Here is a 17,117-nt window from a genome sequence, read left to right as displayed (position 1 = left end):
ATTTGTATATAATTATGGAGGATAAAAAATTGAATATTTTAATTGTTGAAGATAACGTTGATATAAATAACCTTATTTCTAGAATACTTGAGAAAGAAGGGTACTCAGTAAGAGGCGCATATTCAGGTTCAGAAGGAATGATGTGTATAGAGCAGTTTGAGTATGATCTTATAATTCTTGATTTAATGTTACCTGGAATTAGTGGAGAAGAGCTTATAGAAAGGGTTAGGAATAAGAGTGTGGTTCCAATAATAGTTATATCTGCTAAAGAAGGAATTGACAATAGAATAAATGTACTTAAGCTAGGGGCTGATGATTTTATAAGTAAACCTTTTGATAATGATGAGGTGCTTGCTAGAGTAGAAGCTCAGCTTAGAAGATATAAAAAATTTTCTAAAAAAGAAATTAAAAAGACTAAATTTACATTCAAGAAGTTGGTTCTAGATTCGGAAACTAGACAAGCTTTTATAGGGAATAAAGAAGTACCTTTAACTGCAAGAGAATTCTCTATAATAGAACTTCTAATATCAAATCCTAAGAAGGTTTTTACAAGAGCAAATTTATTTGAATCCGTATGGAATAATGAATTCATAGGGGATGATAACACAGTAAATGTTCATGTAAGCAATTTAAGGACAAAGCTTTCAAAATTAGATCAAGAGAATGAATATATAAAAACCGTGTGGGGGATAGGCTTCAAATTAGGTGAAGAGAGTAATTAGCAAATATAAAGCCATAATAAATTTGCTATGGATTATTTAACCAAATTTTAGAGTTCTTAATAAAGTATTTAGTTTATATAAGGCGAAATTAATTAGTTATTGAAGTCTAGCTACAAAATAAATATCTTAAGAGAGCTAAATAAAAACTTAAGACTTTCTTAATCTTTGATTTATGATATCTTATAAAGTTCTCTATAGAATAAGGGTATAAGATATCAGGAGGGAATTTTAAATGAGAGATTTAGTTTTAAAAACACATGGCATAACTAAAAAATACGGAAGTCAACTTTCAAATGATGATATAAATATCAATGTTAGAAAAGGCGATATCTATGGATTAATAGGAAAAAATGGAGCTGGTAAAACAACTTTAATTAGAGTTATAACAGGCTTGGCTCATAGAACAAGTGGACATATTGAGCTATTTGGTAGAAGTGGGGAAAGAGAATTAAATGATGCTAGAACTATGATAGGCAGTTTAATTGAATCTCCTTCTTTTTATCCTAATATGACAGCAAGGGAAAATCTAGAGGTTTCAAGAATATTTAGAAATATAGCAGGCAAAGAGTGTATTGAGGAAGTTTTACAGTTGGTTGGATTAAGTGATACAGGAAAAAAGAAAGTTAAAAACTTTTCTTTAGGTATGAAACAGAGATTAGGAATAGCAAATGCTTTACTTGGTAATCCAAAACTACTTATATTAGATGAGCCTATAAATGGATTAGATCCAATGGGAATAGTTGAAATAAGAGAACTTCTTAAAAAGTTAAATAGGGAAAAAGATATGACCATAATAATATCAAGTCATATTTTGGGTGAGCTTTCAGAACTTGCAACTTGCTATGGGATTATGAGTGAAGGGAAGCTTATAGAAGAGATTTCAGAAGAAACTCTTAATGAAAAATGTAGACAGAATATAGAGATTAAGGTTGATGATAAGGATAGAGCTGTTGCTTTAATTGAGAGGGAAATGAAAATAAAAAATTATATAGTACTAGAAAACAATATTATAAAAATTTTCGATAACTTAGACCAAGTTGGTTTAATAAATTCAACACTTTCAATAAATGGAGTTTTAGTTGAAAGTATAGGGTTAAAGGGAGAAAGTTTAGAAGAATATTTTATGACACTAGTTGGAGGTACTAAGTAATGAATAGATTGATTAAAGCAGAAATATTTAAATTAATGAAAAATAAAGCTTTTAAGGTATTATGCGCGATTTGTATTATATTAGCTTTTATGAGTATATTTTCAGCCTCAGATACAATGAATAGTTTAATGAAAGATGCCATGTCTAATATACCTGAGGAGATACAGGTAATTGCTCAAACAAATGAAGCTAATGGAGCAATTGTTACTCCAGGAAGAATAGGCTTTAATATGCCGAAGGGAAATAGCCCATTAGATGTTTATTATGTATCCTTTGGAGTAGGTGTCATTGAAATTTTAATAGGAGTTTTAGTTGGAGGATTCTTAGCCAAGGAATATTCGGAAGGAACTATGAAAAATATATTAGCTTATGGAAAGAGTAGAACAAAATTTTATTTATCAAAGTTTATAGCTATGATGGTAGGAGTTTCTATATTAACCTTAATTCTAACTTTAATATCTTTTATAGGAACAGGTTTTATGAATGGTTTCGGAGATATAGCATTAGCTGATTTAGGTAATATGGCAATGACATTCTTAGCCTCAATCATAGCAAGTTCAGCAGTAATAGCTTTAATTATGATAATAAGTTCCCTGGTAAAAGGAAATGGAGCAACAATAGGAATTACAGTGGTTATATTTGTTTTAATTCCAACAATAATAAGTATATTCTATGGAACTTATCCTACATTTGATTCCATATATGAAATGACTCCATACTATAATAATGCTTTAGCAACATCGCAGAATGCAGAGCTTAGTGATTTAATGAAATCTATAGGAATTTCTTTAGCAACAATAGGTCTTTCTTTAGGAATAGGGACGAAGATATTTAATAAACAGGATATAAAATAATATTTTTACTAAATTAAGGTGGTTCTTTTAGGAGTCACCTTATTAGTGCTTTAGGGGAGATTAGTATGTTTATAAAGGGAGTATTGATTTTTTTTATTATATATTTAATATTTTACACAGTAAGGATGAAGCTGGAGATTAAAAATATATCAAAACAGATAAGGACATGGAATGGAGAGAATATTAATATAAGAACTAATGCTATAAATAATGAAATAGAAGAACTTGTAAGGGATATAAATAGTATTTATGATGAGAATCAAAAGGTTAGAGCAGAAAATAAAAGAATTGATGAGGAGCTTAGAAGAAGCATATCAAATATGTCACATGATTTAAGAACACCTCTAACTTCTATTAGTGGATATATACAACTTATAAAAAATGATAAAAGTAGTGAAGAGGAAAAAAAGGAGTATCTTGATATAGTAGATAAAAGAGCAAGAAGCTTACAAGGATTAATTACAAACTTTTATGATTTATCAAGGTTAAACAGTAATGACTATATATTTAACTTTAAGAATATAAATCTAAAGAATATTTTGCTTGAAAATATAGCTACATACTATGGTAGCTTTATAAGCAATGATATTGAACCTAGCATTGAAATTCAGGATAAGGTTTCAAATATAATTTCTGATGAGAACGCTGTAAATAGGATATTTTCAAACCTTATTGGAAATATGATAAAGCATGGAGGGAAATTTATAAGTATTAATTTAAAAGAGGAGGAAAATTTTATAGTAACTGAGTTTATCAATTCTGTTGAGTATAGTGAAGAGATACAAGTTGATAAGATATTTGATAGATTTTATATAGGGGATAAATCAAGAACAAGAAATAATACAGGCTTAGGATTAGCTATAACAAAGGCACTTGTTGAAAAGCTTGGACATAGTATAAAAGCTAAGTTGGATAATGATAAGTTATACATTCAAATCTTTTGGAAAAAATTAAAGTAACTAGATTTAATAGATTTAGTTACTTTAATTTTTTTATTTAATAGTTTATTTTCGCTTTGGTAATTTATTGGCAATAAGTGGTTGTTAAGATTTTATTAAATAGAAAATAAGTTTTTAGTGAGGGGTTATGATGATAAAGAAAAAGGATATTACTATTGGTATTGTTGCTATAGGAATCGTTTTATTAATGGCTTTCTTAGGAATTGCTAGAAAAGAAATAGTTGATTATAGAAATAGAGGAGTAGATGTTACAAGTGATGAAAGTATTAGAGTTCCAATAGAAAATTTGGCTAAAGAATTTGTTTATTTAGGATTTAGTAAAGAACCTGTTAATTGTAAAGAAATAATATGTAATGAGGAATTTACTGATAATTATAATTCTATATTTAATTCCACAGTAGAATATAATTTATATCAAGACATAGATAGCGTAAATGTTGATATAAATAAGATAGTAAAAGAATATGATGATGATTATAAGATTAATTTTCATGTTGAATATATGTTTTCATATACTGATGGGAGTAATAATAAAGGGGTAGGAACAGATGATTACACAGCTTATATAGTTGAGAAAGATGGAAAGTTTTATATAGATAGAATCATTGATAATGTTAATCTAGGACAGTTTAAGCATGAAAAAAGTAAATTAACAAAATTATTTATTTCAGAGGAAGAGATTTATAATCAAGCTATGAATTTTGAAATAGAGTCTAGAAAACTTTATGATGAATATATGAAAGAATCCAAATAACACATTACTTTTATTAATATCTATGGAGATAAAGAGAGAAATAGGATTTATTTTCAAAAGGATTAACAATAGTACTAATATAACACTAACAAGCAAATATACTTATATCTTGTCTATCTTTTATAAAGATTTTTAAAAGAGAATATGTTTCTAAAGAAACATTTGCTTTTATAGTTACATTATGTGAGAAGTTTACTTCTTCAATTAAATCATTATTATCTTCAATCAAGCCTTTTATTGCTTCATAGGAGCTATAAGAGGCTTCTATGAATATAGAAAGTTTTTCTTCCTCATTTTCTAAAGCACTTTCATCTCTATAATTTGCTCTGCAAGAGCTTTGATCTTTTGTTTCTAAGACATATACTCTAAGCTTATTACTTCTAGGAAATTCGATTTTTTCTATACTTCTTAAAAGCTTTTTTAACTCTTCTTTAGAAAGCTCTAGAAATTCTCTTTTTTCATAGCCATCTTCATAAACATTAAAAGTATTTTCAAGCTTTTCAATAACAACTTTTCTATTTTTCTTGTAGGATCTTATATCTAAACAGTTATATGGCTTTAATTCATTTAATTTTCTTATAGAATCAAAAGCAAAATTATCAATTGTAAACATAAATTTTCACCTCACTTTAAGAAAAAGTATTTTCCTAAAGTATAGCATTTTTTTGTTTAAACTAGAATAATTTCACTTATTGGATTTTTTTATGATTATTATAAATTTTTTATAATATTGACTAAAGAGTTTTTAGAGAATGAAAAAATGATTATATTGTTAGAATTAAAACAATAAAACCTATAAATATTATTAAGAAAGTATTTAGATTAAACTTGTATTTTTATTGATATGAGTTTATAAATGGTTATGTTAAGTTTGAAAAATATTATACAGCTAGTAGAAACAAAGAATAACATAGGACTACAAAGCAAAATACTAATATATCCATAGTAAAAACTCCTTTCTTAAATTTTAAATTGTTTAAGTAAATTTATATATGGAAATCCTTAAATATTTTGATGTAAAATAAGATTTATAGAGTTAAGATCTAAAAAGTATATTATTTTATTATATGAAATAAATTTTTAATTTAGAACTATAGGGGAGTGGATAACATGGGTAAGTATAAATATATAATCTTTGATATAGATTGTACACTTTTAGATACTGAAGGAATGAACATTAGAAGTTTAATGAGAATTATAAAGGAAGAGTTAGGCATAGAGAAGTCTTATGAAGAACTTATTACTTATATGGCTTTTCCAGGAAGACTTACTTTAAAAAAGCTTGGTGTAGATAATATTGATGAAGTTTATCCAAGATGGGTTTACTATGTAAATGAGGATGAGACAGGTGCTATACCTTATGAAGGAATGAAGGAAGTTTTAGATAAGTTAAAGGAACAAGGATATATCTTAGCTGTAGCTAGTTCGAAAACAAAAGAACAATATGGTATAGACATGGTTAATAATAATTTTCATACATACATGAAGGTTAATGTTCTAGTAGATGATGTTGAAAATACAAAGCCACATCCAGAACCATTAGAAAAGGCAATTAGACTTTTAGAAGCTGAACCAGAGAAATGCCTTTATATTGGAGATACAAAATCAGATTATCTTTGTGCAAAGGCTGCTGGTGTTGATTTTGCACTAGCCCTTTGGGGATGTAGAAATAAAGAAGGAATATATGCAGATTATGAACTTGAAAAACCAATAGATTTATTGAAGACCTTATTTTAGTAATTAATCTAGGGTGATTAATATTTGGACTAATGGTCAAAGACTTAGTTTAATATATTAGTAAGATTAATTTACCAATAAATGTTTATGTTTGTTTACAAGGAATGTTTAAATTGATAAGATTTATATGGGAATTTGAAATACTGGAGGAGAGTATGAAAAAATACGAAAGAAAACTGAAGATTGAGATTATTACTATTTTTGTAATGATTGATTATTTACTTATGTACAGAAGAGCAAGTAGTAATTTAGAGAGTTTTATTTTACTTGGTATAGCACTTTCGTGGATACTTTTTGCTTTAGGATATCATATTTGGGATATAAAAAGTAGAAAATTAACTTTAAAAGGATGGTTTCATAGTTTTATTGAAAGATTTAAAAAAATTGAAGGTAATAAAATTTACCTGAAACTTTGGAAATATAGTACAATATTACAAGTGATTTTGGGAGTTCTTTTAGTTTTAATAACAGTTGGAGCTTATGTCATAATGAAGGCACCAATAGTTGAATATATTCTTACTTTAGGGGTATTAACTACTGTGCTATTAGGAATTGCAGAGAGTTTTGCTTTTGTTATGGCTGGTATTTTAAGAGCTAGCGAAAATAAAAATGAATAACTTTATCTATAAAATGCTTCACAAGATTGTGGAGCATTTTTATACTATTTAGAGAATCTTTTGTTAAAAAATATATTTTTAAAGGGGGATGAAAACATGAAATTAGGATTTGAATTTCAAGATAAGTATGTAGAATTTGAATTAATACGTAGCAAAAGAAGAACTATGAGTATAGAAGTTTTGGCTGAAGGAGAGGTGAAAGTAAGAGCACCTATTAGTATTCCAAAAGATGTTATACTTGAACATATTAAGAAAAAAGGAGAATGGATAGTTGAAAAACAAGAAAACGCTAGGATCATTAGCTCTAAAAGAGTTAAGAGAGAGTTTATAGACGAAGAATTATTTATGTATTTAGGTAAAGAGTATCCATTGAAAATAAGATATAATCAGTTTTTAAAAGGAGTTTCTGTTAGTTTAACAGGGAAAAAGCTGATTGTTGATATTTCTGAATATGATAGAGAAAAAATAAAAAAAGCAATTGAACTATGGTATAGAGAAGTAGGACTAAAAGTAATTAAGGAAAGAGTAGAGTATTACTCTAAGTTTTATCTAATAAAACCTAGAAGTATAAAAGTTAAAGAACAAAAAAGAAGATGGGGAAGTTGTACCTATTATAACGACTTGCTTTTTAATTGGAGGTGTATAATGGCACCTATAGGAGTACTTGATTATATAGTTGTCCATGAGATGACTCATATGATTCATAAAGATCATTCTAGGAACTATTGGGAAGCTGTGGCCAAGGTAATGCCAGATTATGAAGATAAAAAGAGGTGGTTAAAAGAAAATGGAATAAAGATGGATATTTAATAGTTTAATCTGCAATTTATGATGTTGCAATAGTTGCAATAGAAGTAAATTATATTATACACTTCATAATTAGAGGAAAATGCAGATATAAAAGATAAAGAATAAAACTAAAGGAGGATATAAATTTTTTAATAATATGAGTAAAGAGTTTAATTTTAAAAATAAAGATGGACATATTCATACACAGTATTGCCCTCATGGAAGTAAGGATAATATGGAAGAGTATGTTGAAGAAGTAATGAAATGCGGTTTAGATGAGATGAGTTTTACAGAGCATTTGCCACTTCCAAAGAACTTTGAGGATCCTTCACCTTTAAAGGATAGTGCTATGGGAATAGAAAGAATAGAAGAGTATTTAAAAGAAGGACAAGTATTAAGAGAGAAATATAAAGATAAGATAAAAATTAATATAGGTGTAGAAGTAGATTATATTGAAGGATATGAAGAGGAAATAAAGGAGCTTTTAAATAAATATGGCACATTCTTAAGCGATGGTATTTTATCAGTACATATGATTAAAGGAAATAAGAGATACTATTGCATTGATTTTAGTGTAGAAGAATTTGGAAAAATCATAGATGACTTAGGTTCTATAGATGAAGTATATAACAAATATTATGATACCTTAATTATGGCTTTAGAAAGTGATTTAGGAACTTATAAACCTAAAAGAATAGGTCATTTAAATTTAGTAAGAAAGTTTAATAAAGAAGTTCCTTATAATTATGAAAAACACCTTCCAAAGATAGAGAAGATATTAAATATAATAAAAGAAAAAGGATATGAGCTTGATTTTAATATTGCAGGCTTAAGAAAAGAAGAGTGTGGAGAACTTTATATTGAAGGTAAGGTGTTAGATATGGCTATTGAGAAAGAGATACCTATGGTTTTAGGAAGTGATTCTCATTCATCTAAATATATAAAGTGTCTAAAAGAATTTTTATAAAATATATGGATTTAATAGTACCAACAATTTAATTGTTGGTACTATTTTTTATCTTAAATTCTTCTAGAAATATATATTCATCTGCATAGTTAACCATAGTATGAATAGCTAATTCTAGATTTTCATCAATTCCAGTGAATTCTATTATATATTCATTTTCTTTTTCTGGATTAGCGTAGATTTTAGGGTAATGAATTTTTAAACCATTATTAGAATGAGCTGTAATACTAGTTAATAAGGTTATATCTTGAGAAGAACCATTATAATAAAGTTTAATGTTATCATCTGTTCTTTCTAACTTATAAAAATCCCCTTTACGTCCATCTAAAAATTTAATATTTTTAGAGTAGGTAACATTATTTTCTGTTATTGTATTCGATTCATCATTATTGGCTTCAATAATTTCTTGATTTTCTTTAGAATCATATAGATTAAGTAGTTCTTCATTATTATATTTAGATTTAAAGGCGCTTAAGGTTATTTTTTCAGCATTTCTAAATTCATCAACCTTTAATCCATCAAAAATGAAAGAGCCATCTCCAAGAATTAGTTTGCCTAGACTAGTAACACCAAAAGAGGCAAAACTTCCGTATATTTTACCATCTATATTTAATAGGCAATATAAATTATTAACATCTTCATGATATTCTTTTTCTGAGTTATTTATGGCTTTTATATCTCCTAAAATTTGAGTGCCCATAATACTTGAATTTATTTCTTTGAATTTTAAACCATAGGAGTCTAACTTAGCTTTTTTTATTGGTAAAGAGGCAAATTCATCATAGCTTTTACCAAAGTCAACTTTAAATTCAAAGTTTCCATGTCCAAGGGTAGCAGGATTATCTTCTGTTGACATTTCATGAATAGATATATTTATTGTTGATTTTTTAGGGATTTTAGATGAATATCTAGATTCTATTACTTGAACCATATTATAATCATCTATTTTATGAATACTTGTAGTTGCTGAAGAAAAGTAACTTCCTCCAATTAAGGAGGTGGACATAAAGCCCATAGTATTTTCTTTAAGTGGTTCATTTCCTGTAATTCTAATAGCAAATAAAGAACTATAAGGTGTTACCATTATTTCTTCTAAGGTATATGTTCCTCCTTCAACGTCTATAGATTGGCCAACATATTGACTATAATCAATGTATTCATCATAAACACCTAGCATTTCATATATACTGTTTAAAACAGGAATATTGCTAGCTCTAACTGGAGAAGAAAAAAAGGCTCCTGTAGAGATCATAATACTTAATCCAGCAACTATAGCTATTTTTTTAGGTAGGGATGATTTATTTCTAATAGCTTTTCTATATTTACTTCTTATACGCTTTTTTTCCAAGTTATTTAATTCTATATTAACATTATCAAATTCAGATTCATCAATATCTAAATTCTCTAAAGCAGCTAAAAGGTCTTTATTATCCATTTTAAAATCTCCTCTCTTTTAAAAACTCTGAAAGTTTAAACTTACCTCTACGTATTCTATTACTTATAGCATTTTCACTAATCCCAATAGATTTGCTTATTTCTTTAATGGAGTAGTTTAAGAAAAAACGTTTTATAAAAATTTCTCTATTTTCTTTATCAAAAGTTTTTATCATAGAAAGTATGTTTTCTTTTGTTTCTTTGTTTTCAAGAAATGATTCAAGACTAGTATCTTCTTTTTCATAAGAGTCTAGATTTATGACATTATCATGTTTTTTTTCTTTTCGTAAAATATCTATGGAAGTATATTTTGTCATGACTATTATCCAAGCTTTAAACTGTTCATCTCCTTTATTGAAGGAGTCTATGTTGTTCCAAATCTTAAGTAACACATCATTTACACATTCCTCACTAAGTTCCCTATTGTTTAAAACAGAATAAGCCACTTTAAAGATTAAATTCCCGTAGTTCTCAAAAACATGGTCTAAAGCTTTAGGATTTTTCTTTTTTAGCTGGCTTATAAAATTATTCTCTTTCATAAGAGATTATCCCCCTTTATTTCTTGTGAAAGTACCTTCATAAAATAAGTCGTAAGATTTAAATATAATCTTTCGCGATTTTAAAATTTTTATTGAAAATAAAATCATATTATAGATTATCATGTGGTTTAAAGTGAAATTGTAAAATTATTTAATTTTACAAGGCTAAATTAGGGAAGAAAAATAAGAAAAAGTAAAATAATAAGTGGGTTTAGTAAGTTAAAAGAAAGTTAACATAAGTTCACTTGGGTAATTTTAAAAAATAAGGTATTCTAAATATATGGAAAATATTTACAAAGGAGTTGAGGATATGATAGAAAAAAGAAAAGTTAAGCTAAGAAAACAAAAAGCGCGAGATATGAGAATTTTTGTTTATGGACTTTGGATTTTAATTTTCGCCTTAGATATGCTTTTTAAAGTTAATAGTCCTATTATGAGCTTTTTTATAAATAGTGCTTTAATAGGGATTCTTATATATATAGAAATGTATTCAAAAAAATATTAAATTTGAGATTGTTTAATTAGAGTTATTAAGGTTATATAGTATTTAAAATAATAATGATAGATATACTATGAAAATTTTATTGCTAAAGTCGGAAACGGTTTAGGTAAAACTCTTGTGTTAAAGGATTACACCATAAGTTATAATAAATTTATAATATAGAAAATTGCAATTTTTTAATATTAAATCTATATACCTAAAAGGAAGAGATTTATGAGTAAAAAAATTAAAATGATTTGTATAGCACTTGGAATTACTATAGCACAAGGAGTTGTTACTTTACCTATTTTCCCTAACATGGAGACAGTGTATGCTGCTGAAAAGTATTCAGATGATGCTTCAGTTGATAATAAGGTGAACTTTGCTACTGATGTTATATATCAAATTGTAACAGATAGATTTTATGACGGAGATGCATCCAATAATCCTAAAAACGGTATGTATGATGCAAACAAAGAAAATCTAAAAAAATACTTTGGTGGAGACTGGAAGGGAATAACCGATAAGATAAAGAGTGGTTATTTAAATGATATGGGAATAACAGCTCTTTGGATTTCACAGCCAGTTGAAAATATTTATAGTGTATTCCCAGATGGAAGTACTTCTTATCATGGATATTGGGCAAGAGATTTTAAAAAGCCAAATCCTGCATTTGGTAATATGGAAGACTTTAAAGAATTAGTGAAAACAGCTCATGACAATAATATAAAGGTTGTAATAGATTTTGCACCTAATCATACATCACCTACAAGTAAAGGAGCAGAGGATGGAGCGCTTTACGATAATGGAAATCTCATAGCAACTCATTCTAATGATCCTAATGGAATATTTAATCATAATGGTGGAACTGATTTCTCAACAATAGAGAATGGAATATATAAGAACTTATTTGATTTAGCAGATTTAAATCATGAGAATGCTACTGTTGATACATATCTTAAACAAGCTATAGATATATGGCTTGATACTGGAATTGATGGTATAAGAATGGATGCAGTTAAACATATGCCAGAAGGGTGGCAAAAGAACTTCATGGATAGTGTTTATGACCATAAGCAGGTATTTACTTTTGGTGAATGGTTCTTAGGAAAAGGAGAAAATGATCCTAAAAATGTAGAGTTTGCAAACAATAGTGGAATGAATTTATTAGATTTCAGATATGCTCAAAAGGTTAGAGAAGTATTTAGAGATGGTTCAGATAATATGTATGGATTAAATCAAGTTATTAAAGATACAGCTAATCAATATGACCATGTAAATGATCAAGTTACATTTATTGATAACCATGATATGGATAGATTCCAAACTGAAAATGGAGATAAGAGAAATGTTGATGAGGCTTTAGTTTGTACATTAACTTCAAGAGGGGTACCAGCTATATATTATGGAACAGAACAATATATGACTGGTAATGGAGATCCATATAACAGAGCAATGATGACCGGATTCGATCAAAATACAACAGCTTATAAAATAATACAAAAGCTATCAGCTTTAAGAAAGACAAATCCAGCTATAGCTTATGGAACTACTGAGCAAAGATGGATTAATAATGATGTTTATATTTATGAAAGAAAATTTGGTGATAATGTAGCTTTAGTTGCTATAAATAATAGTGAATCAAATAGTGTAGATATAACAGGAGCTATGACAGCTCTATCACAAGGAACTTATGAAAGTCTTCTAAATGGAATAACTACAGATAATAATATTGAAGTAGATGGTAATGGAAATATTAAGAATTTCACATTAAAGCCAGGAGCAACAGCTGTATGGAGTTATGTAGCTAAAGAAAATAATCCTATAATAGGACATGTAGGAAATTCTACTGTAGAACCAGGAAAAACCATAACAATTGATGGTAGAGGATTTGGTAATTCTAAAGGAACTGTTAACATTGGAGATAAACAAGGAGAAGTTATTTCTTGGAACGATAAAGAAGTAAAAGTTAAGGTTCCTGATGTGACTCCAGGTAAGGTAAATGTTAGTTTAACAACTTCTAATGGAGTAAAATCAAATGAATATAAGGATATAAATGTTTTAACAAGTAAACAAGTATGTGTTAGATTTGTAGTTAAAAATGCTGAAACATTAATGGGAGAAAATATATATTTAAGTGGTGATGTAGCTGAACTTGGAAATTGGGATCCAAATAAGGCTATTGGGGCAATGTACAATCAAATAGAATACAAGTATCCTAACTGGTATTTTGATGTAAGTGTTCCAGCAGGAAAAGAAATAAACTTTAAGTTTATTAAGAAAAATGGAAATCAAGTTATATGGGAAAGTGGAAATAATCATGTTTATAAAACACCAACTGATTCCACAGGACTTGTAACAGTAGATTGGCAAAATTAGAAGTAGATACAATAAGATTTAATGTAAGGTGAATTTTATTATTTAATTATGGTTATGGTGGTATAGATTTTAAAACATAGCCTAAAATAATTATTTAAAGTAATTTAAACTGTATGCTTAATTTAAAAGTAAGCATGCAGTTTTTTTATTGATAATATCAATATAGTGTAATTTTATTTGAAATATAGTTTGAGAAAAACTCGGAAACGATTCCGTTAATTAAAATTATAAAAACTTATTGAACGTTTTCATCAATAGGAATATAATTACATACAAGGTAACAAATTGTTAAAAAATGAAATAATTTTAAAACTATGTTTACTATATATACATAAGTTTTTGTATCTATTAAAAATAATAAATAATTAAATAGTTGTTTTTACTTCAATTGTTTTAGTAGGATTTATCTAAGTAAATAGCAATAATATTAAGCAGAGCTTAAAATAAGTTTTGAGATTTAGATTTTACTTGATAAATTATAATTATGCTTATTGTTACAAAAGGGGAGAAGTTAAATTGACTACAATTAAAGATATATCAAAAAGATGTCACGTATCTATATCTACAGTATCTAGAGCTTTAAATGGATATGATGATATAAATTCTTACACTAAGGAGTTGGTATTGAAAGTAGCCAAGGAATTAGATTACGTACCTAATAAACATGCAAGAGCTCTAGTTAAGAGAAATAGCAATAATTTAGTTATAATAACAAATAGTTTAAATGAGCACGACTCAGTATTTGATATATTAAGAGGATTATATAGATATGGTGAGGAAGAAAATTACTCCATATCAATATTTACATCTTCAGTATCAAAAAAGCATGGAAAGTCCTATTATAAGTTTTGCAGAGAAAATGATATTGCAGGGGCAATGCTATATGGTTTAGATAAAAATGATGAACATGTTATAGAATTGATTGGCAAAAACTTTCCTATAGTAACTGTTAATTCGGATATATCTGGAGAAAGTGTTGCTAGCATAAGTATAGACAATTTTAAAGCTGCTTATGAAGCTGTTACAAGTCTAATAAATAGTGGTTGTAAAAAAATAGCTACAATCCAAGGGAAAAAAGATTTGTATGTTACTAAAGAAAGAATAAAAGGATATATTGAAGCTTTAGCTAAAAGCAATCTTGAGATAACAGATGAATTAATTTATTGTGGAGATTTTTCAAAGGAATTTGGTGAAGAAGCAATAGAAGAATTAATTTCTAATAATGAGATTGATGGGGTATTTTGTGCTTCAGATAATATTGCTATTGGAGCTTATAAAGGATTAAAAAGACTTAAGATAAACATTCCAGAGAGTGTTTCAGTAGTTAGTTTTGGAGATAAGGAAATAGCAAAATATTTAACTCCTACATTAAGTTCAGTTAAAGAAGATATGTATAGGCTTGGATATGAAGGAGGACAACTTTTGGTAAATCTCATAAAGGGAAAAAAAGTTGTATCAGGAATTAATGTAGATTATGAATTTATAAGAAGAAATTCAATAAAGTAGTTAAATTTATAGTGTGAATAAGTTTTTTTAAGAGAAAATTGGAAACGTTTCTGAAAAATTATTGAATGTGATTATTCATTACTTTAGAATAAAATCAGACTTGATTCATTTAGGTTATTTGAAATATGAATTTTAGTGAATTTATCTGAAGGTATATTGATTTCTAAAATTAAATTTGTTGAAGCTAAATTTTATGATTAGTGGCTGTAAGATAAAAAATGTAAAAATATTTATGAAGGAGTAAGGATTTATGGGTAGTAATAAAATTACAAGAGAGGCAATACATCATATAGCACAGAGTAATTATTCTTATGGATATGATGATGAAACTTTACATTTAAGAGTTAAAACGAAAAAAGGTGAAGTTAAAAATGTTGATATAAGGATTGGAGATCCATATATATGGGATGAAGGTGGCTGTGATGGAGGAAACATGAATGCCACTGGAGGAGGAAGATGGATAGGTGGAAAAAGCTATCCTATGAGAAAAGAATGTGAAACTAAGTACTTTGATCATTGGATAATAGAGTATAAACCAATAACAAAACGTTCAAGGTATGGGTTCATATTGTATGGGGAAGAAGAAACTCTTTTATTCACAGAAAAAAGAATAGATGAATTAAATGGAGATAATGATGAACTAAAGCTAAGTGCTATAGGGAATTTTTATTGTTTCCCATATTTAAATAGTATAGATGTTGCTAAAACACCTCAGTGGGTGAAGGATACAGTTTGGTATCAAATATTCCCAGATAGATTTTGTAATGGAGATAAGTCAATAGACCCTGAAAATGTTGAACCATGGGGAACAGAACCAACTAATAAAAACTTTATGGGAGGAGATTTACAGGGGGTTTTAGATAAATTAGATTATTTATGTGATCTTGGAGTTAATGGATTATATTTTTGTCCAGTATTTGAGGCGACAGAAAACCATAGATATGAAACTATTGATTACTTTAAAGTAGACCCAGCTCTAGGAGGAAATGAAGTATTTAAAAAGCTTGTAAGTGAGGCTCATGAAAGAGGAATGAAAATAATGCTAGATGCAGTATTTAATCATATTGGTTATTTTTCACCTCAATGGCAAGATGTATTAAAGAATAATGAAAAATCAAGATATAAAGATTGGTTTTGTATAAAGAAGTTTCCTGTTCTAGAAGGAGGTTTAGAAAATGTTGATGGAAATAATTTAAACTATGAAACCTTTGGAAGAATAGCTACAATGCCTAAATTAAATACTGAAAATCCAGAGGTTGTAGATTATTTATTAAAGGTTGCTGAGTTCTGGGTTAAGGAGATAAACATTGATGGCTGGAGACTAGATGTATGTAATGAAGTTGACCATGTATTTTGGAGAAAATTTAGAGAAGTAGTAAAAGGAACTAATAAAGAAGTTTATATCTTAGGAGAAGTTTGGCATGATGGACTTCCATGGCTTATGGGAGATCAATTTGATGCTGTTATGAACTATCCTGTAACAAATGCAGCTAAAGAATATTTCTGTTTAGATCAGTCTAATACAGAAGATTTTAAATATATGATAGAAGCTAACAAGGTTAGCTATTTAAGACAAATAGGAGAGACAATATTTAATCTATTAGATAGTCATGACACACCAAGAATATTAACTGTTGCTGGAGGAAATAAGGATAAGATGAAATTAGCATATCTATTTATGTTTACTCAAGCAGGATCTCCATGTATATATTATGGAGATGAGGTTGGTATGGAAGGTGACCAAGGAATGGGCATGGAATTCCATAGAAGATGTATGATTTGGGATGAAAATAAGCAAGACAAAGATATGCTTCAATTCATGAAAAAAATCATAAGAATCAGAAAGGAAAATAAAGAATTTAATTTACTAGATAATAACTGGATAAGAGCAAATAGTGAGGATAATATACTTATCTACTCAAAGGGTAACATAGTTGTTGTAATGAATAATTCTGATAAAGAAGAAAGAGTATTGTTACCTAAGGAGCTTAGAAATAAAAAGGTTAAAGAGTTATTTAATAATGATATAGAACTTTTAGAAGAAGATATTAAATTAAAGCCCTTCGCATTTAAGGTTTATAAAGAATTTTAAATGATAAAATAAAATCCCTCAGCTAAAGCAAGTTTTAAATTTAATAAAATTTGCTTTAGCTAGCCTTTAAAAATTGGCTCTTAAAATATCGATTTTCTTTTAAGTAGTATTGATTTCTAGAGCCAGTTTCAATTAAA

General features: G+C 27.7%; 16 protein-coding genes. 13 read left to right on the top strand and 3 right to left on the bottom strand.

All coding sequences use genetic code 11. The features are described 5' to 3' along the window. The first annotated feature begins 14 nt into the window (after nucleotides 1-14). The 5 genes from OIF33_RS09720 to OIF33_RS09700 all read left to right on the top strand — a co-directional run bounded on the left by OIF33_RS09720 (nucleotide 15) and on the right by OIF33_RS09700 (nucleotide 4,439). Nucleotides 15-722: a response regulator transcription factor gene (locus tag OIF33_RS09720; protein WP_322504051.1), complete on the top strand. Its 708-nt coding sequence runs from the start codon at nucleotides 15-17 to the stop codon at nucleotides 720-722. 232 nt (nucleotides 723-954) lie between these two features. Then, a complete protein-coding gene (locus OIF33_RS09715) occupies nucleotides 955-1,872 on the top strand; it encodes an ABC transporter ATP-binding protein (RefSeq protein ID WP_322504050.1) in 918 nt (305 codons plus the stop codon). After that, nucleotides 1,872-2,726, top strand: coding sequence for an ABC transporter permease subunit (locus tag OIF33_RS09710; RefSeq protein WP_322504049.1), 855 nt, complete (start codon nucleotides 1,872-1,874; stop codon nucleotides 2,724-2,726). The genes OIF33_RS09715 and OIF33_RS09710 overlap by 1 nt, the downstream gene beginning before the upstream one ends. A gap of 65 nt (nucleotides 2,727-2,791) precedes the next feature. Next, nucleotides 2,792-3,685, top strand: a complete 894-nt coding sequence (locus tag OIF33_RS09705; RefSeq protein ID WP_322504048.1) for a HAMP domain-containing sensor histidine kinase — start codon at nucleotides 2,792-2,794, stop codon at nucleotides 3,683-3,685. Nucleotides 3,686-3,815: 130 nt separating this feature from the next. Beyond that, the gene (locus OIF33_RS09700) at nucleotides 3,816-4,439 is read left to right on the top strand and encodes a hypothetical protein (RefSeq protein ID WP_322504047.1); all 624 of its coding nucleotides are present in this window, start codon (nucleotides 3,816-3,818) and stop codon (nucleotides 4,437-4,439) included. A gap of 85 nt (nucleotides 4,440-4,524) precedes the next feature. Here the strand turns inward: OIF33_RS09700 and OIF33_RS09695 are convergent, their stop codons facing one another. After that, the gene (locus OIF33_RS09695) at nucleotides 4,525-5,052 is read right to left on the bottom strand and encodes a hypothetical protein (protein WP_322504046.1); all 528 of its coding nucleotides are present in this window, start codon (nucleotides 5,050-5,052) and stop codon (nucleotides 4,525-4,527) included. Nucleotides 5,053-5,549: 497 nt separating this feature from the next. Here OIF33_RS09695 and OIF33_RS09690 point away from each other — a divergent pair, with 497 nt between their 5' ends. The 4 genes from OIF33_RS09690 (at nucleotide 5,550) to hisJ (ending at nucleotide 8,549) form a co-directional block, all read left to right on the top strand. Beyond that, nucleotides 5,550-6,176, top strand: coding sequence for an HAD family hydrolase (locus OIF33_RS09690; protein ID WP_322504045.1), 627 nt, complete (start codon nucleotides 5,550-5,552; stop codon nucleotides 6,174-6,176). Nucleotides 6,177-6,331: 155 nt separating this feature from the next. Next, a complete protein-coding gene (locus tag OIF33_RS09685; protein WP_322504044.1) occupies nucleotides 6,332-6,793 on the top strand; it encodes a hypothetical protein in 462 nt (153 codons plus the stop codon). A 96-nt stretch (nucleotides 6,794-6,889) separates the two neighbouring features. After that, nucleotides 6,890-7,603: a SprT family zinc-dependent metalloprotease gene (locus OIF33_RS09680; protein ID WP_322504043.1), complete on the top strand. Its 714-nt coding sequence runs from the start codon at nucleotides 6,890-6,892 to the stop codon at nucleotides 7,601-7,603. Between the two features lie 136 nt (nucleotides 7,604-7,739). Next, nucleotides 7,740-8,549 (top strand): histidinol-phosphatase HisJ, encoded by an 810-nt coding sequence (gene hisJ / locus OIF33_RS09675; protein ID WP_322504042.1) that lies wholly within the window; start codon nucleotides 7,740-7,742, stop codon nucleotides 8,547-8,549. A 28-nt stretch (nucleotides 8,550-8,577) separates the two neighbouring features. Here the strand turns inward: hisJ and OIF33_RS09670 are convergent, their stop codons facing one another. Then, a complete protein-coding gene (locus tag OIF33_RS09670) occupies nucleotides 8,578-9,984 on the bottom strand; it encodes a DUF4179 domain-containing protein (RefSeq protein WP_322504041.1) in 1,407 nt (468 codons plus the stop codon). A gap of 1 nt (nucleotide 9,985) precedes the next feature. Further along, nucleotides 9,986-10,522, bottom strand: coding sequence for a sigma-70 family RNA polymerase sigma factor (locus OIF33_RS09665; protein WP_322504040.1), 537 nt, complete (start codon nucleotides 10,520-10,522; stop codon nucleotides 9,986-9,988). A 310-nt stretch (nucleotides 10,523-10,832) separates the two neighbouring features. Here OIF33_RS09665 and OIF33_RS09660 point away from each other — a divergent pair, with 310 nt between their 5' ends. From OIF33_RS09660 to OIF33_RS09645, 4 genes are all read left to right on the top strand, one after another. Further along, nucleotides 10,833-11,027, top strand: coding sequence for a hypothetical protein (locus tag OIF33_RS09660; protein WP_322504039.1), 195 nt, complete (start codon nucleotides 10,833-10,835; stop codon nucleotides 11,025-11,027). Between the two features lie 210 nt (nucleotides 11,028-11,237). After that, nucleotides 11,238-13,382, top strand: coding sequence for an alpha-amylase family glycosyl hydrolase (locus tag OIF33_RS09655; RefSeq protein ID WP_322504038.1), 2,145 nt, complete (start codon nucleotides 11,238-11,240; stop codon nucleotides 13,380-13,382). 516 nt (nucleotides 13,383-13,898) lie between these two features. Beyond that, nucleotides 13,899-14,888, top strand: a complete 990-nt coding sequence (locus tag OIF33_RS09650) for a LacI family DNA-binding transcriptional regulator (protein WP_322504037.1) — start codon at nucleotides 13,899-13,901, stop codon at nucleotides 14,886-14,888. A 250-nt stretch (nucleotides 14,889-15,138) separates the two neighbouring features. Continuing rightward, on the top strand, nucleotides 15,139-16,980 hold the full coding sequence (locus tag OIF33_RS09645) for a glycoside hydrolase family 13 protein (RefSeq protein ID WP_322504036.1): 1,842 nt from the start codon (nucleotides 15,139-15,141) through the stop codon (nucleotides 16,978-16,980). Nucleotides 16,981-17,117: the final 137 nt, after the last annotated feature.

It is taken from the genome of Clostridium sp. LIBA-8841, from assembly GCF_034439435.1.
Taxonomy (GTDB): Bacteria; Bacillota; Clostridia; order Clostridiales; family Clostridiaceae; genus Sarcina.
This window is presented reverse-complemented; position numbering and strand designations above follow the sequence as displayed.

What these genes read in the sequence shown, in the direction of transcription:
- OIF33_RS09720 (WP_322504051.1), top strand. Translation starts at nt 15, where the DNA reads ATGGAGGATAAAAAATTGAATATTTTAATTGTTGAAGATAACGTTGAT.
- OIF33_RS09715 (WP_322504050.1), top strand. Translation starts at nt 955, where the DNA reads ATGAGAGATTTAGTTTTAAAAACACATGGCATAACTAAAAAATACGGA.
- OIF33_RS09710 (WP_322504049.1), top strand. Translation starts at nt 1,872, where the DNA reads ATGAATAGATTGATTAAAGCAGAAATATTTAAATTAATGAAAAATAAA.
- OIF33_RS09705 (WP_322504048.1), top strand. Translation starts at nt 2,792, where the DNA reads ATGTTTATAAAGGGAGTATTGATTTTTTTTATTATATATTTAATATTT.
- OIF33_RS09700 (WP_322504047.1), top strand. Translation starts at nt 3,816, where the DNA reads ATGATAAAGAAAAAGGATATTACTATTGGTATTGTTGCTATAGGAATC.
- OIF33_RS09695 (WP_322504046.1), bottom strand. Translation starts at nt 5,052, where the DNA reads ATGTTTACAATTGATAATTTTGCTTTTGATTCTATAAGAAAATTAAAT.
- OIF33_RS09690 (WP_322504045.1), top strand. Translation starts at nt 5,550, where the DNA reads ATGGGTAAGTATAAATATATAATCTTTGATATAGATTGTACACTTTTA.
- OIF33_RS09685 (WP_322504044.1), top strand. Translation starts at nt 6,332, where the DNA reads ATGAAAAAATACGAAAGAAAACTGAAGATTGAGATTATTACTATTTTT.
- OIF33_RS09680 (WP_322504043.1), top strand. Translation starts at nt 6,890, where the DNA reads ATGAAATTAGGATTTGAATTTCAAGATAAGTATGTAGAATTTGAATTA.
- hisJ (WP_322504042.1), top strand. Translation starts at nt 7,740, where the DNA reads ATGAGTAAAGAGTTTAATTTTAAAAATAAAGATGGACATATTCATACA.
- OIF33_RS09670 (WP_322504041.1), bottom strand. Translation starts at nt 9,984, where the DNA reads ATGGATAATAAAGACCTTTTAGCTGCTTTAGAGAATTTAGATATTGAT.
- OIF33_RS09665 (WP_322504040.1), bottom strand. Translation starts at nt 10,522, where the DNA reads ATGAAAGAGAATAATTTTATAAGCCAGCTAAAAAAGAAAAATCCTAAA.
- OIF33_RS09660 (WP_322504039.1), top strand. Translation starts at nt 10,833, where the DNA reads ATGATAGAAAAAAGAAAAGTTAAGCTAAGAAAACAAAAAGCGCGAGAT.
- OIF33_RS09655 (WP_322504038.1), top strand. Translation starts at nt 11,238, where the DNA reads ATGAGTAAAAAAATTAAAATGATTTGTATAGCACTTGGAATTACTATA.
- OIF33_RS09645 (WP_322504036.1), top strand. Translation starts at nt 15,139, where the DNA reads ATGGGTAGTAATAAAATTACAAGAGAGGCAATACATCATATAGCACAG.